Source organism: Chitinophaga ginsengisegetis (assembly GCF_900168065.1).
Lineage (GTDB): Bacteria > Bacteroidota > Bacteroidia > Chitinophagales > Chitinophagaceae > Chitinophaga > Chitinophaga ginsengisegetis.
The window spans coordinates 1-20065 of sequence record NZ_FUZZ01000006.1 but is presented as its reverse complement, the minus strand read 5'-3'; the positions used below and the strand labels follow the sequence as shown (position 1 = coordinate 20065).

At 45.8% G+C, this 20065-nt stretch carries 18 protein-coding genes; 9 read left to right on the top strand and 9 right to left on the bottom strand.

The window, feature by feature from the left end; translation table 11 throughout:
* Positions 1-16: 16 nt before the first annotated feature.
* Positions 17-643 carry an RNA polymerase sigma-70 factor gene (locus B5Z18_RS29360; RefSeq protein ID WP_159454476.1) on the bottom strand — a complete coding sequence of 209 codons (627 nt, stop codon included), beginning with the start codon at positions 641-643 and terminating at the stop codon, positions 17-19.
* An 85-nt stretch (positions 644-728) separates the two neighbouring features.
* Positions 729-3161, bottom strand: a complete 2433-nt coding sequence (locus B5Z18_RS29355; RefSeq protein ID WP_235016078.1) for a GH92 family glycosyl hydrolase — start codon at positions 3159-3161, stop codon at positions 729-731.
* Positions 3162-3307: 146 nt separating this feature from the next.
* On the opposite strand from B5Z18_RS29355, the gene B5Z18_RS29350 reads away from it, so the two are divergent.
* Together B5Z18_RS29350 and B5Z18_RS29345 are read left to right on the top strand one after the other, a co-directional pair.
* The gene (locus B5Z18_RS29350) at positions 3308-4408 is read left to right on the top strand and encodes a sensor histidine kinase (protein ID WP_079473145.1); all 1101 of its coding nucleotides are present in this window, start codon (positions 3308-3310) and stop codon (positions 4406-4408) included.
* A complete protein-coding gene (locus B5Z18_RS29345; RefSeq protein ID WP_079473144.1) occupies positions 4405-5160 on the top strand; it encodes a LytR/AlgR family response regulator transcription factor in 756 nt (251 codons plus the stop codon). The genes B5Z18_RS29350 and B5Z18_RS29345 overlap by 4 nt, the downstream gene beginning before the upstream one ends.
* 9 nt (positions 5161-5169) lie before the next feature.
* On the opposite strand, the gene B5Z18_RS29340 is transcribed toward B5Z18_RS29345, so the two are convergent.
* Positions 5170-5454 (bottom strand): DUF3817 domain-containing protein, encoded by a 285-nt coding sequence (locus tag B5Z18_RS29340; protein WP_079473143.1) that lies wholly within the window; start codon positions 5452-5454, stop codon positions 5170-5172.
* A gap of 262 nt (positions 5455-5716) precedes the next feature.
* Between B5Z18_RS29340 and B5Z18_RS29335 the strand changes: the two genes are divergently transcribed.
* The 4 genes from B5Z18_RS29335 to B5Z18_RS29320 are packed head-to-tail and all read left to right on the top strand — an operon-like array spanning position 5717 to position 12329.
* Positions 5717-6892 carry an efflux RND transporter periplasmic adaptor subunit gene (locus tag B5Z18_RS29335; RefSeq protein ID WP_079473499.1) on the top strand — a complete coding sequence of 392 codons (1176 nt, stop codon included), beginning with the start codon at positions 5717-5719 and terminating at the stop codon, positions 6890-6892.
* Between the two features lie 5 nt (positions 6893-6897).
* Positions 6898-10041 carry an efflux RND transporter permease subunit gene (locus tag B5Z18_RS29330; RefSeq protein ID WP_079473142.1) on the top strand — a complete coding sequence of 1048 codons (3144 nt, stop codon included), beginning with the start codon at positions 6898-6900 and terminating at the stop codon, positions 10039-10041.
* Positions 10041-11453 (top strand): TolC family protein, encoded by a 1413-nt coding sequence (locus tag B5Z18_RS29325; protein ID WP_079473141.1) that lies wholly within the window; start codon positions 10041-10043, stop codon positions 11451-11453. Before B5Z18_RS29330 ends, B5Z18_RS29325 begins: the two co-directional genes overlap by 1 nt.
* A 12-nt stretch (positions 11454-11465) precedes the next feature.
* Positions 11466-12329: an SDR family oxidoreductase gene (locus B5Z18_RS29320; RefSeq protein WP_079473140.1), complete on the top strand. Its 864-nt coding sequence runs from the start codon at positions 11466-11468 to the stop codon at positions 12327-12329.
* A gap of 60 nt (positions 12330-12389) precedes the next feature.
* Here B5Z18_RS29320 and B5Z18_RS29315 read toward each other — a convergent pair whose 3' ends face one another.
* Complete coding sequence (locus B5Z18_RS29315; protein WP_079473139.1) at positions 12390-13556, bottom strand: restriction endonuclease; 1167 nt, start codon at positions 13554-13556, stop codon at positions 12390-12392.
* 190 nt (positions 13557-13746) lie between these two features.
* On the opposite strand from B5Z18_RS29315, the gene B5Z18_RS29310 reads away from it, so the two are divergent.
* Positions 13747-14511, top strand: a complete 765-nt coding sequence (locus B5Z18_RS29310) for a M48 family metallopeptidase (protein WP_079473498.1) — start codon at positions 13747-13749, stop codon at positions 14509-14511.
* A gap of 74 nt (positions 14512-14585) precedes the next feature.
* Here the strand turns inward: B5Z18_RS29310 and B5Z18_RS29305 are convergent, their stop codons facing one another.
* Both B5Z18_RS29305 and B5Z18_RS29300 read right to left on the bottom strand, forming a co-directional pair.
* On the bottom strand, positions 14586-15455 hold the full coding sequence (locus B5Z18_RS29305; protein WP_079473138.1) for an SDR family oxidoreductase: 870 nt from the start codon (positions 15453-15455) through the stop codon (positions 14586-14588).
* A 70-nt stretch (positions 15456-15525) separates the two neighbouring features.
* Entirely contained in the window at positions 15526-16386 is an 861-nt protein-coding gene (locus B5Z18_RS29300) for an AraC family transcriptional regulator (RefSeq protein ID WP_079473137.1), read from the bottom strand.
* Between the two features lie 247 nt (positions 16387-16633).
* Between B5Z18_RS29300 and B5Z18_RS29295 the strand changes: the two genes are divergently transcribed.
* Positions 16634-17347, top strand: coding sequence for a 3-keto-5-aminohexanoate cleavage protein (locus B5Z18_RS29295; RefSeq protein ID WP_079473136.1), 714 nt, complete (start codon positions 16634-16636; stop codon positions 17345-17347).
* Positions 17348-17399: 52 nt separating this feature from the next.
* Here B5Z18_RS29295 and B5Z18_RS29290 read toward each other — a convergent pair whose 3' ends face one another.
* From B5Z18_RS29290 to B5Z18_RS29280, 3 genes are read right to left on the bottom strand one after another with little or no spacing between them, the layout of a single operon-like run.
* Positions 17400-18290, bottom strand: coding sequence for a glycoside hydrolase family 43 protein (locus B5Z18_RS29290; RefSeq protein ID WP_079473135.1), 891 nt, complete (start codon positions 18288-18290; stop codon positions 17400-17402).
* A gap of 59 nt (positions 18291-18349) precedes the next feature.
* Positions 18350-18793, bottom strand: a complete 444-nt coding sequence (locus tag B5Z18_RS29285) for a tetratricopeptide repeat protein (protein WP_079473134.1) — start codon at positions 18791-18793, stop codon at positions 18350-18352.
* A 30-nt stretch (positions 18794-18823) separates the two neighbouring features.
* On the bottom strand, positions 18824-19054 hold the full coding sequence (locus tag B5Z18_RS29280) for a hypothetical protein (RefSeq protein ID WP_079473133.1): 231 nt from the start codon (positions 19052-19054) through the stop codon (positions 18824-18826).
* A 304-nt stretch (positions 19055-19358) separates the two neighbouring features.
* Here B5Z18_RS29280 and B5Z18_RS29275 point away from each other — a divergent pair, with 304 nt between their 5' ends.
* A complete protein-coding gene (locus B5Z18_RS29275; protein WP_079472503.1) occupies positions 19359-19916 on the top strand; it encodes a transposase in 558 nt (185 codons plus the stop codon).
* Positions 19917-20065 lie beyond the last annotated feature (149 nt).

Sequence of the window (20065 nt, the reverse complement as noted above, 5' to 3'; positions counted from 1 at the left end):
AAATGGCTTACCGCCATCACGATTCAAAATAGTTTGACATTTGCCCCCACAGCAGCAACAGGGATACCACGCACCAGAACACGATGTAGTGGTATTGTTTCAGGTGAGAGCGCAGTATTTTCAGCGCTTTCACCATATGTTTCTCTACGGTGTTCACCGAAATATTCAGTTGCCGCGCGATGTGCTGGTACGACAACTGCTCTCTCCTGCTCAGGTAAAATACTTCCCTACATTTTTCGGGCATGCTGGCGCAGGACTCATCTATATGCCGCTGCAATTCCTTTAATTGCAGGGTGCTGGCGGCATCGGACGCATAGTGGCTGTTGTCGTTCAATACGTGTTGCTGATAGGTGTTACGCACCAATTGTGAACGGATGGTATTCAGTACCCTGTTTTTCAGTGACGTGTGCAGGTAATTGCGGAGCGAGGTGTTCAGAGAAATGGTTTCCCTTTTCAGGTACAGGTCTACCAGCAGGCTTTGCACCAGCTCCATGGCGGATTCCTGCACTTTTACGCGCCGGTAAGCGGCATCCAGTAACTCCTGCCAGAAGCGCCTGTAGATATCCTCAAACGCATCCTTATGCCCCTGCTTTACAAACAGGAACAACTCTTCATCTGTATACGTGGAAAAATCTTTTCGCATCGACATGAATTCGAACTACGGGCTAATTTAATCGTTTCAGTACGAAATTCTTAATGTCGGTACGAAATTACCTGCAGCCGTGTTATTACCGGCTGCTTAACGAAAAAGGTTTATCCTCGTTTGTGATGCCCCGGCCGGTAGCCGGTTTATTGCCCATTTCCAGCAGCAGCACGCCGCCATTAACGATATCCGCATGCCGGAGCCAGTTATGCGGCCAGGGTTTGCCGTTGAGCACCGCCGACTGGATATATACATTTTCCGGGCTGTTGTTGCGGGCTTCCACTACAAACCGCTTCCCGTTTTCCAGTGTTACCGTCATTTTCGGAAACAGCGGGCTGCCGATCACGTATTGATCCGTGCCGGGGCACACGCTGTAAAAGCCCATAGCGCTCATCACGTACCAGGACGACATCTGCCCCTGGTCTTCATCACCGGGGTACCCGTTTTCGCCTGCATTGTAAAGTCTGGTCATTACATTCCGTACGTGCGCCTGTGTTTTCCAGGGTTGACCGGCATAGTTATAAAGATAGATCATGTGTTGCACGGGCTGGTTGCCGTGTGCATATTGTCCCATGTTGGCATTTACCATTTCCGTCATTTCGTGGATCGTTTGTTTGTAAGCGCCAACATTTACTTTATTGGGGGCGCTGAAAACCGAATCCAGTTTTGTGATGAAGGGTGTATTTCCTCCCATCAGGTTAATCAGGCCCTGTACATCGTGGAATACCGACCATTGCCAGTGCCAGGCATTTCCTTCTGTGTAGGGGCCGCCCCATTCATACGGATCAAAGTTTTCCAGCCAGGCGCCATCCAGCTTACGGCCACGCATAAACCCGGTGAGACTGTCGTACTGGTTTTTATAATTATACATGGTGCGACCAAAAACGTACTGATAGAAATCGTTGCCGGTGAGCTTCGCCAGTTGATAACCGCAGAAATCATCGTATGCGTATTCCAATGTTTGCGAGGTGCTGCCGTGCGACTCCGGGAAACTTACATAGCCCAGCTGATAATATTCTTTCCAACCTGCGCGGCCATTGGCGCCGCCCCAGGGGCCTTTGTTCATGGCTTCGTGGAAATAGGCGTCCAGCGCCTGTTTGGGATTGAAGGTGCGGATACCTTTCACCCAGGCATCGGCCAGCAGGGAAATGGCGTGATTGCCGAGCATACCGCCTGTTTCGCCGGGAAACGACCAGGCAGGGAGCCAGCCGCATTGTTGTTGTGCATCCAGCAGCGCCTGCATATAGCGCCCTTCCATAGTGGGGTGCAGGATGGTGTTTAGCGGGAACTGTGCGCGAAAGGTATCCCAGAAGCCGTTGTCGGTGTACATGTACCCATTGTGTATCTTACCGTCGTATGGACTGAAGTAATAAGGTTCTCCTTTGCTGTTGTATTCAAAGAATGTATGTGAGAAAAGATTGGCGCGAAAAAGACAGGAATAAAAAGTGGCTTTATCTTTTTCCGTTCCACCTTCCACCAGCACCCTGCCAAAGAGGGTGTTCCAGATTCTGGCGGCAGCCGCCCTTGTTTGTTCCAGCCTGGTGAAGGATTTGAGTTCCTGTTGCCAGGTAAGTTCCGCCTGTTGGGCACTGATATAGGAAGAAGCAACCCTGGCCTGTACCACAGCGCCGTTTTTAAAACGTATAAATGCACCTACGCCTTTTCCTTCGGCGGATAGCGTATCTGCAAAGATCCGGTTGTTTGTATTTTCCCAGGCGCCGCTGGCTTCAAAGGGCTGGTCGAACACGATCACAAAATAGTTCCTGAAGCCTTTGGGAATAAAGCGGCCATTGGTGACGTAGCCGGTAATTTTTCTTTCTGACGGAAATATTTGTACACCACTCAGGGCATCATAGCCGTCCAGCACAATGTAGGCTGGTTGCTTTGCCGGGAAAGAAAAACGCAGGTGTGCACCTCTTTCCGTAGGCGATAATTCGGTGGTGATTTTATTGGCGAAAGTTACCTTGTAGTAGTCCGGGCGGGCTATTTCATCCGCATGACTGAAAGCCGTAGCGCGCTCCTCTTCTCCAACGGTGAGCTTTCCCGTTACCGGCATCAGGCTGAATACGGCATAGTCGCCCACCCAGGGGCTGCACTGGTGCGTTTGCTGGAAGCCGCGGATGGTAGTGGCTTTATATTGATATTTCCAGCCGTCGCCGTTTTTGCCTGTTTGTGCAGACCAGGCATGCATGCCAAAAGGCAGTGCTGTAGAAGGATGCGTATTGCCATTACTAAGTGAAAATTCGGAATTGGTGCCCTGTAATGTATTGGCATAGGCGACCAGCTCTTTTTGTTGCGCAGCTGTGGCGAGGGAGAAGCTGCAAAGTAAGCCGGTAAAAAACCGGCGGGCGTTTCTTATACGTGGTATCTGCATTGCGTGATGACGGCTTTTAGAGTAGACACCCTGCAAGGCGGTTACCGCCATTTGCCGCTTGTTTTTTTTGATGACTGCTGCTTCAGATACGCCAATGCTGACATTCAGGAGCCATTTCCGGCGATTGGGCAATAAAGTGGACACTTTCAGCGGGTAAAATGCAACATTTGCCGGATTGAACAGGGACTCCTGCCGGCCGGAGATAAGCCGTCAGGAATTTATTCGATGTACCTTTACCGCGTTTAACTTTTGATAAAGGACCACATCTTTCTACAAAATTTAAAGAACATATGACTAAGAGGGAAACATTTTTAAGTAACAAAGGGAAGCGGATTTTATTCGTTTTTTTTGCTTTCATATTAATGTACCTCGTTTCCTATGTGATAGATCCTTATGCATCTTTCTGGAAGAGTTACTTCGACAGAAATATTTTCACGCTGTTGGCAGAGTGGCTGGTTTCTCTCATTTCCTGCCTGCTGATTTCTGAGTCTGGTATTGCTATTCATGCCAAACTCAATAAACTCCTGCCGTGGCCCGAACATCCCGGAAAGCGGCTGGCAATAGAAACCAGTCTTAATATGGTGAGTGTACTGTTGATCATCATGGCGAATTTACTCTGCTATAGCCTGGTAAACGGCGAGTCTGTTACAAGATATGTTGACTGGCCTATTGAAGAAATCAGGGGGCTTATTCAATGGGTTGTCACCAGCGTTATTATTTCATTTGTGATCATTGCCATCCATACGGGCGATTTCTTAATTTTAAACTGGAAAAATGCGGCGATGGAGGCGGCAGAATATAAATTCAGTGCTGCCACACATAAACAGGCGGCCACAGAGGCCGAGCTCCAGGCGTTGAAGCTTCAAATTGATCCTCATTTTGTTTTTAACAACCTGAGTGTACTGTCTGAACTCATTCTCGAAAACCAGCAACTGGGTTATCAGTACGCGGAGAATTTCTCCAAAGTGTATCGCTATTTATTGGTAAATTCCAGGAAAGACGTTATTCTTCTTTCAGATGAACTAAAATTTTTAACTGCCTATATTTTCCTGATTGAGCACCGGGTAGGCAGCGGTGTACACTTTGAAATTAATGTGGATACCAACAACAATAATTTACATGTACCGCCCCTCACCCTGCAGTTGCTGGTTGAAAACGCCCTTAAACATAATAAGACCGTAAAAAATAATCCGCTCATCATCAAAGTATATCTTGATAATGAAAATTTAGTGGTGGAGAATATCCTGATCCCCATTGAGAAACAGGTAAGTTCTTCCGGTATCGGTATACATAATATCATCAGCAGGTACCAGCTGCTTTCCGACAGGCTGCCGGAAATTGTGCATGATGCAGATTCATTTAAAGTAATTATTCCCTTGATAAAATTATGATCGAAAAAGTATTAATTATAGAAGATGAGAAGCCCAATGCCGACAGGCTAAAGCGGCTGATAGGCAACATCCGGCCGAAGGCCTCTGTTTTGGCGGTGCTGGAAAGTATTACCGACAGCATCAAGTGGTTTGAAGAAAACGATGCACCGGATCTGGTGATGATGGACGTAAGACTCTCTGACGGGTTAAGTTTTGACATTTTTGATGCCGTAAAAATAAATTGCGCCATCATCTTCACCACAGCCTATGATGAATATGCCGTGCGTGCTTTTAAATTTGACAGTGTTGATTACCTGTTAAAACCTGTGGAAGAAGAAGAGTTGGAAGCGGCTTTTTCGAAACTGGAGCGCTACACACAGGTAGATCTCAATAAATCAATAGCCGGAATTGCCAATTTCCTTCGCCCCAAAGATTACAGAAGCCGCTTTTTGTTACCGTACCGCGACGGCTATAAGACAGTGCTGGTAGAGGAAGTGGTATATTTCTATTCCGCACTAAAGATCACCAGGGCCAGGCTGAAAAATGGAATGGAAGAAATTCTTCCACAGAGTATGGAAGAACTGGAGCTGCAGCTGGACCCTAAATTATTCTTCCGGGCCAACCGGCAATTCATTCTTCATATCGATTCCATCCAGCATGTGCATAACTACTTCCACGGGAAATTAAAAATCATGATTAAGAAACATCCTGATGTGGAAGTGATTGTGAGCCGGGATAAAGCGCATTTAATAAAAGCCTGGTTAGATTCCTGATCAGGTGTATCAGTTTCCGTATTCTTCCTTCAGTTTCTTTTCAAATATAAAGGGTACAAACGGCAGCAGCGATCCCACGAAAAAGCCGGCCACCCTAACTATGCTCCACCTGTATTTAATCCAGCAGGAAAGCAGGAGCGCAATAAATGCGATAAATAATACACCATGCAGCCACCCAAAATACTTTACCGGTTCGGGAACAGAGAAGATGTATTTCATGGGCATCGCCACAAATAATAATATCAGATAAGATACTGCTTCGATCAATGCTGTTTTACGATATAGATTTATCATCTCAAAAGATCAATTTATCACTTGTTAGAATAATGAGGGCAAAGATAAGTGAAGATCAGCTCTTTCATCGATAAGGATGATACTGATTTGTAAAACCCTGCGCCTGAACCGTTAAAACAGGCGCCCAACCCACCTGTATCTCCCCCGGATCAGGTAATACCGTCATCGGTTCAGCTGTCAAAATTCACGGTTCAGTTGATTTCAACCATCATCCCCCCTTATTAACAGCTTCCTTTGCTCCGGAAATTAATTTTTTATGAAGATGACACATCAAATTATAAAGCCTTTCAATGCGGTGAAATTCAGGGTGCTACCCGGTATAATAGCGCTCGGCCTACTTGCTTCCTGTGGCTCCGGCGGGCAACAATCAGGGGCCTGGCAGCAGGGTGCGCCTGAAGTTGCCTTTATCCAGACTTCTGCAACCGATGCTACTGTGGAGAAGAAATACCCGGGGCTCATAGAAGGAAGTGTGAATGTGGATATCAAAGCCCAGGTGTCTGGTTACCTGGAAGCCATCTATGTAAAAGAAGGGGATTTTGTAAACAAGGGGCAGTCGCTGTTCAGGATCAAAGGCGATGTATTTAATGAACAGGTGAACAGCAGCCAGGCTGCGCTGAAATCGGCGCTGGCCGCCCAGGCGAATGCCAGCCTGGAGATAGAAAAACTAAAACCACTGGTAGCCGGCAAAGTAGTATCCGAAATGCAGCTAAAAACTGCGCAGTCGGCCTACGATGCAGCCACTGCGCAGGTGGCACAAGCCGCGGCTACGTTAGGTTCTTCCCGGATCAATGCAGCATTTGCCATCATAAAGGCACCCGTGAGCGGTTACATTGGAAGAATCCCCAACCGTACCGGCAACCTGGTTACACCTGCGGATGCCGTGCCGCTGACATCCCTTTCTGAAATCGACCAGGTGTTTGTTTATTTCTCTATGAGTGAAGCGGAATACTTGTCCTATGTGAAAGAGCAGCAAACCGCTGCCCGCAACACCGTGGAACTGATCATGGCAGACGGCAGTGTTTACAACCACAAAGGCACACTGGAAACCGCCAGCGGGAACATCGACCGGTCTACCGGGAGCATTTCCCTTAAAGCCGTTTTCCCAAACCCGGATAAACTGCTCCGTTCCGGTGGTTCAGCAAGGATTGTAGTGAATAAAACCCTCTCCTCCGTGCTGAAGGTTCCAATGGCCAGCGTAAAGGATATCCAGGACAAATTTTTTGTTTTCGTGCTGGCAGACAGCAACAAGGTTACGATGCAGCCCATTGAAATATCCGGAAGAGTGGGTGAAAATTACCTGGTGCGTAATGGCATCAGGCCCGGTAGCAGGATTGCCGTAAACAATATAGAAACACTGGGCGACGGCATGCCGGTGGTGCCTAAAATTGTTGCGCCAGCCGTTGCCAAACAAACCTCCGCTCATTCTTCTCAAAACTAATCAGGATGTTAAAAAAGATAATAGACAGGCCCGTATTGGCCACCGTGATTTCCGTGGTACTGCTCATACTGGGTATCATCGGGATTACGCGGCTTTCCGTAACAAGGTTTCCCGATATTTCGCCACCTACCGTAATGGTAAGCGGCTCCTACCCCGGCGGTAATAGCCAGGCTGTGATCCGTTCCGTGGTTACACCACTGGAAGAACTGATCAACGGCGTGGAAGACATGCAGTATATCAAATCCACTGCAAGTAACGATGGCTCCTTTTCCATCAGCGTGGTATTTAAACAGGGCGTGAATGCCGACCAGGCAGCCGTGAACGTGCAGAACAGGGTGCAACAGGCCACGCCACGACTGCCGCAGGAAGTAGTACAAATGGGGCTTACTACTTCCAAGCAGCAGAACAGCATGATCATGATCTTTAATCTTTATACCGATGATAATACGCGGTATGACGAACTGTTTCTCCAGAACTATGCGAACATCAGCCTGATACCACAGATCAAACGGATCCCCGGTGTGGGACAGGCGCAGGTATTTGGCTCTAAGGATTATTCCATGCGCATTTGGCTGGACCCGAGAAAAATGGCCAATGCCGGGCTGGTGCCCGACGACATCAGGTTGGCCATAGCAGATCAGAGCCTGGAATCCGCCCCCGGCAAACTGGGAGAGGAATCCAATGCAGCACTGGAGTATGTAATGCGCTACCAGGGCAAAAAAGATCTTCCTGAACAATATGAAAATATAGTGGTAAAAAGAAATGGTGGTAACCTGTTACGTTTAAAAGATGTAGCCAGGGTAGAATTTGGGGCCATCACTTATAGCGGCGATAATAAATCGAACGGTAAAAATGCGGTTACGCTTGCCATCATCCAAACTACCGGCTCCAATGCCAATGAAATTGAAACCGGTGTGCGGAATGAACTTAAAAAACTGTCGAAAGCATTTCCGCCGGGCATAAAATACATCAGCCTGATGAGTACCAAAGAACGGTTGGATGAAGCCACCAACCAGGTAAAATCAACTTTAATAGAGGCATTTGTACTGGTGTTTATTGTGGTGTTCCTGTTCCTGCAGGATTTCCGTTCCACCATTATCCCGGCTATTGCCGTACCGGTTGCCATTGTAGGTACCTTTTTCTTTTTGCTTGTATTTGGATTCACCATTAATATCCTGACGCTATTTGCATTGGTACTGGCCATCGGTATTGTGGTAGATGATGCTATTGTGGTAGTGGAGGCCGTACACAGTAAAATGGAAGGCACTCATCTTTCCGGGAGGGAAGCCACCCACAGCGCTATGAGCGAGATCACCGGGGCTGTTATTGCCATTACACTGGTAATGTCGGCAGTGTTTATCCCTATTGGGTTTATGACAGGTTCCTCCGGTATTTTCTATAAGCAGTTTGCCTACACATTGGCGATTGCGATTATTATATCTGCGTTGAACGCATTAACACTCACGCCTGCACTATGCGCTTTGTTCCTCAAAAATAATCATGCCGGGGATACGAAAGCCAAAACAACTTTCCGTCAGCGTTTCTTTACCGGGTTTAATTCCGGCTTTACCAACCTGACCGGCAAATATGTAAATGGCGTTAGGTTTCTTGCCCGGAGAAAGGGGCTGGCAATTGGTTTCGTGGTGCTGATCAGCGGGGTAGCTATCTGGCTGATGATTTCCACGCCCAAAAGTTTTGTGCCGATGGAAGACGATAATTTTATTGTTTACAGTGTTTCCATGCCGGCAGGTACTGCGCTTGACCGCACTACAAAGGTGGTGCGGGAAATTGATACCCTGCTGAGTGATATCCCTGCGATTGAAAATAATACAACCATCACCGGTTTTAATATCCTGAGTAACAGTGCCAGTCCGGCTTACGCGATGGGATTCATTAAACTGAAAACTAAAAAAGAAAGGGGTGCTGTTAAAGATATTGACCAGGTAATGGGTATTATCAGTGGTAAACTGGCCGCTATCAAAGAGGGATCGGTGATGGCTTTAAGAATGCCACCGGTAGAAGGATTTGGTGTGAGCAGTGGTGCGGAGATCGTATTGCAGGACAAAGCCGGTCGTGACCTCGGCGCTTTAAAAGCAACCGCCGACAAACTGATTGGTGAAATCATGCAACAGCCCGGCGTTCAATACGCATACACGTTGTTCCGCGCCGATTATCCGCAACTGGAACTGGAAGTGGATGAAGACAAAGCAAAGCAAATGGGTGTGAGCGTGAGAAATCTGCTGAGTACCGTGCAGACTTATTTCGCCGGCGACCAGTCGGCCAACTTCACGCGGTTTGGCAAATTCTACCGGGTAAATGTAAAGGCTGATGGCGTGTTCAGAATGGACGAAGATGCCTTTAGTGAAATATTTGTGAGAACCGACGACGGGCAGATGGTACCAGCCAAATCGCTCATCACCTTAAAGAAAGTGTATGGCCCTGAAACGGTAGACCGTTATAATCTTTACAATTCCGTGAGCATTACTGCTGTTGGTCTTCCTGGTTACAGCAACGGGCAGATCATGGAAAACATTGAAAAGGTATTAGGTAAACTACCCGCTGATTATGGTTATGAATGGACCGGGTTAAGCCTGGAAGAAAAGGCTGCCGGTAACCAAACCTTTATCATCTTCAGCCTGGTGCTGCTTTTTGTTTACTTCCTGCTGGCAGCGCAGTATGAAAGCTACCTGTTGCCGTTGTCGGTGATTCTATCTATTCCCACCGGTTTACTCGGCGCCTTTTTAGGCATTAAGCTCGCGGGGCTGGACAATAACATTTATGTGCAGGTGGGGCTGATCATGCTGGTAGGCTTACTCGCAAAGAATGCAATCCTGATTGTGGAGTTTGCGGTGCAGCGGCGTAAATCCGGGTGGAGTATCATCGACGCTGCGCTCGATGGCGCCAAAGCGAGGCTGCGGCCTATCATCATGACTTCCCTGGCCTTTATTGCAGGGATGATTCCTTTGATGATTGCGCAGGGCGGCACCGCTGCGGGCAATAAATCGATCAGCACCGGGGCGGCTTTCGGGATGCTATCGGGCGTAGTATTCGGAATATTTGTGATCCCGTTGTTGTTTATGCTTTTCCAATACTTACAGGAACGTATCTCTCCAAAAACCGGGAATGTTCATGCTATAAATCATGCGTAATGAAATTTAATATCAAAACCATAGCGATTAGCCTGGTAGTTGCGTCGCCGATCTTTTCATGTACGGTCAGTAAAAAATATACCCGGGCATCGCTCAACATGCCTGCTACCTTCCGCCAGGAAGTAGCAGTAACAGGCGATACCATCATACTGCCATGGCGTACTTTCTTCAAAGATCCGCAACTGACCGGCCTGATAGAAAAAGCGCTGGACAAAAATAACGAGGTGGCTATTGCCATGATGAATATGGAGCAGTTAAACCTGGCCTATAAACAGGCTATGCTGGGATTACTGCCTGTAGCCGATCTTAATGTTGGTGCAACCAGAAATTATCTCTCAAAAAATTCATTAAATGGTTCCCTTACCGACCAGATTTTAGGGACCAACTATATGGATGATTTCAGCGCAACACTCCGGCTCTCGTGGGAAGCGGACATCTGGGGAAAAGCAAAAATGCAAAAAAGCGCTGCCAGGGCTGATTTTTTTGCACAGAAAGAAAATCTGTCGGCTTTAAAAACCGGCATCATCGTGCAGGTTGCGCAGGCCTACTATAACCTCCTCACCCTTGATGAACAGTTAAGGATTGCGAAGAATAACATTCAGCTCAGCGACAGTACCTTGTCTATGATGCAGCTGCAATTCAATTCAGGACTGATCAGTTCTTTAGCGATAGAACAGGCGGAGGCGCAGAAAAAAACCGCCGAACTGTTGGTGCCGCTTGCCTTACAGCAAATTGCCGTTCAGGAAAATGCGCTGAGTATTTTATGCGGCAGTTATCCCGGCAGTATTGAGCGCACCGGAAATTTTGCGAACCTGGTTAGCGACGAGGCATTTTCTTCGGGTGTTCCCGCACAGCTGCTGAGTCGCCGGCCAGATGTAAAGGCCGCTGAATATGCGGTGATGTCAGCCAACTCAAAAACGGGCTTAGCCAAAGCAGCCATGTATCCCACATTTAGCTTAACTCCTTCCATAGGCGCTAATTCATTCAAGTTTAACACGTGGTTCAACTTGCCGGGTTCGTTGGTGAAGAACATCAGCGCCAACATTGCGCAGCCTGTTTTTCAGAAACGCGCATTAAGAACCTCGTATGAAGTAGCTGCTATTGAGCAGGAAAAGATGGTGGCACAATTTAAACAGCGGGTATTAACGGCTGTTGCCGAAGTATCCGATGCAATGGCGAAATCGAAATATGCGGACGAGCGGCTGGAACTGGTCAATCAGCAATCTGCTTCACTCCGCAAAGGAACAAGGGATGCCATACTATTGTACCAAAGCGGCAAGGCCACCTATCTTGAAGTAATTACAGCCCAGAACAACTCCCTTCAAAATGAGCTGGAAACGATTGCTATCAGGCGGGAAAAATTAAATGCAGTAACGGATCTCTATAGGGCGTTAGGTGGCGGAATAAACTAAAAACAATAACTCATGATATTAATTACAGGAGCCACCGGCCATTTAGGCACAGCGGTGATGGAACATTTGTTGAAATCCGTTAATCCGGATGAAATAATTGCACTGGCCAGGGATGAAAGCAAAGCGGCAAAATGGAAAGAAAAAGGAATAAATGTGCGAATTGGTGATTACACCAATATAGATTCATTGATCAGCGCTTTCCGGGGTGTGGATAAATTACTGTTGATATCTACCAATAGCCATGATGGATTAAGAGAGCATAGTAATGTTGTAGAAGCAGCGAAAATCGCTGACGTACTGCACATCTTCTATACAAGTGGGGCATTGAACCAACAGGTGAACCCCGTTAACCCTGGTCAGATGCAGGATTCTTACCGGTTAACGGAAGATATCATCACCGGCAGCGGCTTAACTTACACTATATTCCAGAACTGCCTGTATGCGGAAACTATTCCATTTTTTATTGGGGAACAGGTACTTGACAACGGTATTTTTTTTCCTGCGGGAGAAGGAAAGTCTGCTTTTGCGAAACGGGCCGAAATGGGAGAAGCGATTGCCAATGTGCTCACATCAGCGGGTCATGAAGGCCAAACCTATCTTATTACAGGAAGCAAGTCCTACTCTTTCAGGGAAATAGCCCAGCTGCTCTCCGAAGTTTCAGGAAAAGGAATTACCTATGCCAGTCCTGACCCTTTGGTGTTTAAACTGCAGCTGAAGGAATATGGTGTTAGCGAGGAGGATATCTATTATTCCACGATGTTTGCTGCGGGGATAAAGAATAACGAATATGACGTGTATGATGCTACACTTGAACAGCTTTTGGGTCGGGCGCCTGTTTCGTTAAAGGATTATTTGAAAGAAGTGTATCTGAAGTAGATTACCTGGGCTTGTTATAAAAAAGGCACCGGCTGCGCTGGTGCCTTTTTTATAATGCGTTTATTCTATCTCCATCTCACTATCATGATCAAAATAACTTTCATCAATACTATAATATTCCAGATGTTTCTTCTTTATAATAAGATTATTAGCAATCAGCATATCAATTAGTTTCTCCCCGTTGATGAGCGTTATGGGTGCAGCCCCTTTCTCATAAGCCGCATCCCTGGCTCCTTTGGCAAAATCTGACAGCGTAATAATTGTTCCCTGGAAAGCATCAAACCGGTGGAGACTTCCTCTCAGGCTATCCAGCACCGGCCTTTGCACGTTGGCTTTAGTAAATCTTTTCACCTGGATAACTTCCTTCACCGTGGTGATGCCCTGCTGACTTACGGCGGTAACATCCACCCCTTTGTCGTTTGTTATAGCGGTGACTTTAATATCTTCATAACCCATTGCATTGAGCAAATCCCTTACCAGTCGCTCGAACTGCGCAGGAGTGGTTTTCTCCAGGTAGGTACGAAACAGGTCACGCTGTTCTTTATTAAATTTTTCCACATCCCTGCTCAGTACCGTTAATCGTGATAATGTAGTATCCTGGTTATTTTCATTGACAGCTTTAAGATATGCCAGTCCTTCGCCGGTGATCGCATAGCTATTACCTTCACGGCTCAGGTAAGCCCTGCTTTTCAGGTTAATCAACCTTCTGCGCAGGTATTCCTTCACTACATTATCTTCTCTCACGTTACTATTGGTATCGAGGTAACTCTTCCACTCCCCGAGGAAGTCGGCCCTTTTCCCTTTATCCAGTGCAGCTGCCTGTAGTAATAATTGAATCAGCCCTTCCTCCTTGTCAATTTCCCGGGCAATTGCATTATCCTTTTTGCTGATAAAAACCTTACCTCTGTCGGTGAGACTATACAACCCCGACACTTCTTCAATAAGTTTATAACCATTAATGAGAAACTGATCGCCACGGATCCAGCGGGGGTTTACGGTTTTGTTACTACCTAACCAGATGTTAAGCGCGGTTGCTTTATCGGTTCCGCTCAGGCGTTCCTCGATCCAGGCATCGGGATCAGTCCAGGTTACGGAGTTTTGAGGTGTGCCGGTCAATTCCCATATGGCGTTCCACATGGATTTAAATGAGGCAACGGTGGTTCCGTTCAAGAGTTTGAGCAATGCTGCTACGGTTGCGTATTCAGGGAAAAGAGGGATCTTCAACATGCCCTAAATTAATATATTTTAAAAACATTTGAGCCGTTTACGGCGTTAAAATTGTTTGTATGGAACCATAACAATATTTATCTTCGCGCCGTAACCTTGAATGCAGTCATTAAGTATTTAACCCTTTTCAACAATAAAAACCTTTATTATGTCTGTTTACGCACGATTCGGTTTCGTATGCGCTTTGACTATGTCATTTGCGTTAGCCTCAAATGCACAATTGAAATTAAACGCAAAAACACTGGGCGCCGGCGCCAAAGCAGTGAAAGCAGCCACCCTCACAGATGATGATGTGATCAGGTATACCAAAGAGTATATCCAGTGGATGGATGAGCACAACCCCGTTGCACCGGCTGATGATCCGATGGCACAGCGGCTGAAAAAGCTCACCGACCATGTAACCAGCTATGAGGGCATGAACCTTAACTTTAAAGTGTACCTGGTAAGGGATATCAACGCTTTTGCCTGTGCAGATGGCAGCGTGCGTGTATGCGCCGGGTTATTACAAACCATGACAGATGATGAAGTGATGGGTGTAATAGGACATGAAATCGGACATGTAAAAAACAAGGATTCCAAAGATGCGTTCAAAACAGCGCTGATGACCTCCGCACTGAAAGATGGCGTTTCTTCACAGGGCGGTACTGCCGGTACCCTGAGCGATTCACAGCTCGGCGAATTGGGAGAAGCAGTTGCTAACTCCGCGTATTCCCGCAACCAGGAAAGCCAGGCCGACAACTACGGTTATGAATTTCTGAAAGCAGCAAAGCTCAATCCGTGGGGCATGTCTATGGCTTTTGAAAAATTGTGGAAGGCCTCACAGGAAAGCAGTGGTGATAAAAAGAAAGGTTCCCAGTTATTCTCTTCTCACCCTGATACAGAAAAAAGAATGAATACAATGGCGGAGAAAGCGAAGAAAGATGGGTATGAGAAACCTGTTGTAGCAGCGAAATAATTATTTTTTCAGGAAGATGTAAGCCAGAAAGGATGAATGTGATCCTTTCTGGCTATACTAAAACGCCTGCCAGGTTAAGCCCCCGGACGTTTTAACTCCTGCTGCATGGCTCTTTTGGTTGCGCTATCGATCAGCTTTTCAGGCAGCAGGGATATCAGAAAAGTTTGTATGGCATGAGGCCAATAGGGCATAATACTCTTTCTGCCACAACCCACAATGGCCAGCACATGTTTTGCATAGGTGGCCGCGGCCGGCCTCATAAAGGTGACAGGCTTTTTATTTGTCCCGGTGTTTACACTACCGGTTATTATTGAAATCACTTCCACATTTTCTAATTCACGGGCCAGCGAAATGGAAAAGGCATTGTTATATGCCTTTGAGCCTGCATAAACCGCTAAATAGGGCGGTGGGAACAGGCCCGCATACGACGAAATATTTAATATAAGCGCCTGTTTTCCCAGTTGTGGCAGCAAACTACGGGTCAGCTGTGATGGGAAGGCCATGTTAAGCGTAATTGTTTCATCAATTTCGTCAGCAGAAAAATCCGCGAGTGCATTCATCGGCCCTATCCCTACGTTATTAACCAGTACCGTCACAGGTAAATGCTCAATTTCTTCCACATTCACCCGGCTTTTCCTGCTTCCATCATGTAACAGGAGAACTACCCTGCACTGCGGGTTATCCGTTTCAATTTCCAGTTTCACCGCCTGTAATTTATCTTCGTTCCGGCCATGTAAAACGATATTAAAGCCTTTCTTTGCCAGTGCCATAGCGATAGCCTTCCCGATTCCGTCGGTTGCGCCGGTAACAACAGCAAAGGCTCCCGGCGTCAGGTACTTTTTAAGATCTGTGCGACGGATATAAGGATAAACAAACTTTATCCCTCTGAATAAAAGCCATAACAGGCATATTACCCCGACTGTAAGAATGATGTGGGTTCCCATTTGTTATTTTCCTGCAAAGTTATCAGCAGCTATTCACCCGTAAAATGGACGGATAAGGGGAACTATTGGATTATTTGCGGCAATTGTGGCGGAATTGCAGTGGCGGCTGGCCTTCGGCATTAGAAAAATAGCGGGTAAAATAAGCGTGATCAGTAAAACCCAACTGCCAGGCTATTTCCTTAACAGATGCATTTGTTGCATACAATAGTCTTTTTGCCTCCACGATAATAGTTTGTTGTATCCAGAAACTTACTGTGAATCCTGTTGTCTGTTTTACGGCATCGTTCAGGTATGCAGGGGTTATATTTAACAGGGTAGCGTAAGCAGAAGTAGTTTTATGTGTTTTAAACTGTTGCAAAAGTAGCCGTTTAAATTGCTGTGTTAAAAGATGCGTGCGTGATAAAGATGCGTCCTTATTCTCCTGCCGGCGATAAGCAGAAGCGAACATTCCAATACCGGTGCTGATCAATGAATACATTACCTGGGGCATAAAATTCAATTGCCGGCGGTTTTGCGCTATGGACGCCATCAATTCAATACAATCATTCAGAGAAGCACTTTCTAAGCCGGATAAGGCTACTGGTGTGTTTTGAAAATAGTAATCATCAAAAATTCTCCTGTAATCTTCCTCTACAAAATTAGTATCCAGTGTGATCAGCCATGCTTCAGTATTATTATCTGCTGCAATGCCATAATGAATTTGTCCGGGTAACACGCACAACACCATACTTTCAATTAATTCCACCTCTTTAAAATCAATAACGATCGTACTTCTGCCTTTTTTTTGAAAGATAAACAGGTAATGGTCATCCCTGCGATGTGCTGCTTTTTTGTAAAAATCTTCTTTATTCTGCGTTCCAATAAATTTGTTGATACTTATCTCCTGGTCCGTAATGTCTTTTAACGATTGTGTAAGAATATTATCCGTCATCAGCAGCTTTTTAAACGATTAAAGCTATGATAAAAAGCTCAACCGGTATGCTAAAAATAATGATGAAAGAAGACAAGCCCTGCCCTGCTGCCGCAGCAGGTAAATACCCACTTCAGGGAAAAAATACTGCAATCTGATCACCCTCCTCCACAGCGCTGGCGCTCCTGCTTTCGCCGGTACCGGCGAAAAAGCTGATCATCAAAATACAGGTATCATTTATGCAGTGACCTCAAAAAAGCCACGAAGTATGTTTATAAAAGCAGCATTAAATGGTTCCAGGTCCAAAGCCGATCATCCGGATATTCCGGTTACCACAGCAGAACTGGTGGCAGCCGCCACAAGCGCTGTTCTTGCCGGTGCGGGCGCTATTCATTTTCATGTACGTGACCACAACGGTAAAGAAACCCTGGAACCACAGTTTGTAAATGAACAGGTAAAAGCCGTAAAGGCAGCTGTGCCGGAAATCCCGGTAGGCATCAGCACCGGCGCCTGGATAGTACCCGATATCAGCCAGCGGCTTGCATATATCCGCGAGTGGGAAGTACTGCCCAACTTTGTGTCTGTAAACGGGCATGAAGCTGGTTTTGAACGCATCATACAGGCAATACTCGATAAGAAGATAGGTGTGGAAGCGGGTCTCAACTCCGCACAGGCAGCCACTAATTTCAGTAGCAGCGGGTTACTGAAGGAATGTTTCCGGCTGTTAATTGAACCGGAAGAGCAGGAGCTTACGGCAGCACTGGCAACGGTGAAAGCCATTGAAGATAAGCTTACCGATAAGCAGCCGCATCAAACCGTGGTGTTGCATGGTTTTGACAGCACCTGCTGGGAAATACTGAAAGTGGCTAAATATAAGGGCTACGACCTGAGAATAGGATTTGAAGATACCTTGCTGGACCCATCCGGCGCCATTGCAGAAAGCAACGAAGCGCTGGTGAAAGCAGCCTTTCACTGGAGTTGATTATTTCTTTTCCAGGCTGAGCCTATTACTTTCATAATAACAGGCACTGCATTTAATATGCCATCTGTACTCCTTCGGAGGTCATGATAACCCGTTTCATGGTATCGTCGGAATTGTAATGCAGATAGTCGATACACACCGAGCGCCTGTGACTTCCTCCATTTTTCAGTCCGCCGTTGTGATAAATAAAATAAGACCTTCCTTTGAAATCCAGTATCGCCGGCCTGTTTGTTTCGCAATTTCCTGCCAGCTCACTTAATATTCCCTTAAACTCCCACGGGCCTTCCATACTCCGGCTCATGGCATAAGCCACTCTTTCGGGCATCTGGTAGCCATAGGAAAGATAGTACCAGCCGTTGCGTTTATGCAGGTGTGTGCCTTCTTCAAACCCCGGCAGGTCCAGTGTGTTTACCGGCCCGTCCAGTTCAGTGAGATTGGGTTTCAACTTCGCATAAAAACACTGTCCGTTCCCCCAGAAAATATATGCCTGCCCGTTGTCGTCGATCATCACGGTTGGATCCAGGTTAGCTTTTTCATGAACGCCTGATGGCAGCATATCAAGGGTAATCAATGCCGATCCACGGGCATCTTTAAACGGACCAGCCGGATTGGTGGCCTCTGCCACACCAATGGCCGAACCTTTAATGGTAGCATGGGCTACGGCCACATACCAATAAAACTTATCGTTGTGCGCGATTACCTTTGATGCGTAAGCATTACCGCTGGCCCATGAAAAGTCTGTTGCTTTTAATGGAACAGGATGTTCCGTCCATTCCGTGAGGTTGGTGGATGAGAAGCACAACCACTCGTTCATTACATAAGCTTCCGTTCCTACGGGAGCTTCGTCGTGGCCGGTGTATAGGTATATGGTATTATTGTGGACTATTGCGGTGGGATCGGCAGTGAATTTATGCCGGATTATTGGATTTTGATGAGATAGCATGATCTGTGGGTTTGGTTTTCAGCAGGTAGGTTATCGAGAATTGTGCCATGTGACGCAAATTAGTCTATTACACCTTTTTCCTTTGCCTGCCTAAGCCAAATGCCAGCAATTCTTTCATTTCTAGGTATCCCTATTCCATAGTAGTAACATCTCCCAACCTCATATATTGCCTGATTATTCCCAAGTAATGCAGCATTTAAATAACAATCAAATACCTTCTTATAGTTTTTCTTAACTCCTGTTCCGCTTTCATAACAAATGCCTAAATCAAAATATGCATTACTGTGATTCCCTTCTACAGAACTCATAAAATATTCAACAGCTAAAGAAGGATTTTTTTTCACAAATGTTCCATATAAGTACCAAGTGCCTATAGCGTAAAGTGCCTCTGCATTTCCCTTATTTGCAGATTGTTCCAAAAGATTAAATGCAACCCCTAAATCGGGGGATTCTTTTTGCATTTCAACAAAAGCTTTTCGAAGTAAAACATTTCCTTTTGCCATTTATTTAATTTTTATCTAATATAACACATATCACTCAGCGTTGATGGCTTCGGTGGTGTTTCCGCCGGAGGTGCCGGTGTTGGTGCAGGAGGCTTTACTAGCTTCACTGGCTTTGCGGGCTTTGATGTAAATGGTAATATGATCTCTGATAAGAATAAGGTGAGTACCAATACCTACCGGTCCGGTTGACAGAAAGATGTTCTGGGAATAGGTAAAAGGACTTGCAAGAAAAGCACAGAAAAATAAAAAACAATACTTCATAGTCAAGGCTATTACGGTACAGGGTCGATAAATAAAAATGATAATCAAGACTAATGCTGCAGTCCATCGATTACATCATTATCTGTTGATCAGGGCTAACGTTTATAAAAAAATGATTTAAAATTGGCTAACTATTCTCTTTCACATAAAAATCTGGGTAACACTTTCAATTCATTCACTAAATTATGATAAAAAATTAAACCTCAAAATCTTTTTAAACATTCCATATCTACAAGCCGTATTCTAAATATTACTAACATGTTTTTGACCCGTCCTGAAAAAACTATACACTAAAAAAAGTGTTATGTTAGTAGAACAAGGTCTTAAAAGTTCAGATTTAAGGACAAATCGTCGTCAAAAGTGTAGTAAACAATTAATAAAAGAGGCCGTGGCAAGCGTAGAATCAGGAGTAAGTTGGCAGGCCGTATGCGAACACTATGGGATATCAATGTCCAGTCTGGCCAACTGGATGCGTTTGTATGGCTCAGAAAAATATCAGCAAAAGAAACACCGCTCTTTTACAGTCCAGCAGAAGAGAAGTATTCTCCGACATATTGAACAGGGGGAAATGACGATCCGGCAAGCCATGTCCGTATATAACATTTCAGGACCCTACACTATCTATAATTGGCAGCATAAGTACCGGCAGGAGGATACAGCTTTAATCGCTACAAATCCATCTATTATGCAACAATTGCCGACCAGCGCAAACTTACCGGACCCCAGATCCCAGGAATTAGAAAAAGCTTTGGCAGAGGCAAAGTTAAAAATAGCAGCTTTGGAAACGATGATTGACCTGGCTGAACAGCATTTTAAAATTAAGATTAGAAAAAAATCTGGCGCCAAACAGTCACCCAAATGAGACAGGATTATTCCAGAGTGGCATTGGCCACTCTATGCGGATTGTTTGGCAAAACCAGGCATAGCTGGTATGAATACAGCTGGCATAATAAACAAGTACTGCTTACAGATGAACTGGTTTTATATTACGTAAATCAGATCCGCGCACAA

Coding starts and splice junctions, on each gene's coding strand:
- B5Z18_RS29360 (WP_159454476.1), bottom strand. CDS start 643: ATGCGAAAAGATTTTTCCACGTATACAGATGAAGAGTTGTTCCTGTTT.
- B5Z18_RS29350 (WP_079473145.1), top strand. CDS start 3,308: ATGACTAAGAGGGAAACATTTTTAAGTAACAAAGGGAAGCGGATTTTA.
- B5Z18_RS29345 (WP_079473144.1), top strand. CDS start 4,405: ATGATCGAAAAAGTATTAATTATAGAAGATGAGAAGCCCAATGCCGAC.
- B5Z18_RS29340 (WP_079473143.1), bottom strand. CDS start 5,454: ATGATAAATCTATATCGTAAAACAGCATTGATCGAAGCAGTATCTTAT.
- B5Z18_RS29335 (WP_079473499.1), top strand. CDS start 5,717: ATGACACATCAAATTATAAAGCCTTTCAATGCGGTGAAATTCAGGGTG.
- B5Z18_RS29330 (WP_079473142.1), top strand. CDS start 6,898: ATGTTAAAAAAGATAATAGACAGGCCCGTATTGGCCACCGTGATTTCC.
- B5Z18_RS29325 (WP_079473141.1), top strand. CDS start 10,041: ATGAAATTTAATATCAAAACCATAGCGATTAGCCTGGTAGTTGCGTCG.
- B5Z18_RS29320 (WP_079473140.1), top strand. CDS start 11,466: ATGATATTAATTACAGGAGCCACCGGCCATTTAGGCACAGCGGTGATG.
- B5Z18_RS29315 (WP_079473139.1), bottom strand. CDS start 13,556: ATGTTGAAGATCCCTCTTTTCCCTGAATACGCAACCGTAGCAGCATTG.
- B5Z18_RS29310 (WP_079473498.1), top strand. CDS start 13,747: ATGTCATTTGCGTTAGCCTCAAATGCACAATTGAAATTAAACGCAAAA.
- B5Z18_RS29305 (WP_079473138.1), bottom strand. CDS start 15,455: ATGGGAACCCACATCATTCTTACAGTCGGGGTAATATGCCTGTTATGG.
- B5Z18_RS29300 (WP_079473137.1), bottom strand. CDS start 16,386: ATGACGGATAATATTCTTACACAATCGTTAAAAGACATTACGGACCAG.
- B5Z18_RS29295 (WP_079473136.1), top strand. CDS start 16,634: ATGTTTATAAAAGCAGCATTAAATGGTTCCAGGTCCAAAGCCGATCAT.
- B5Z18_RS29290 (WP_079473135.1), bottom strand. CDS start 18,290: ATGCTATCTCATCAAAATCCAATAATCCGGCATAAATTCACTGCCGAT.
- B5Z18_RS29285 (WP_079473134.1), bottom strand. CDS start 18,793: ATGGCAAAAGGAAATGTTTTACTTCGAAAAGCTTTTGTTGAAATGCAA.
- B5Z18_RS29280 (WP_079473133.1), bottom strand. CDS start 19,054: ATGAAGTATTGTTTTTTATTTTTCTGTGCTTTTCTTGCAAGTCCTTTT.
- B5Z18_RS29275 (WP_079472503.1), top strand. CDS start 19,359: ATGTTAGTAGAACAAGGTCTTAAAAGTTCAGATTTAAGGACAAATCGT.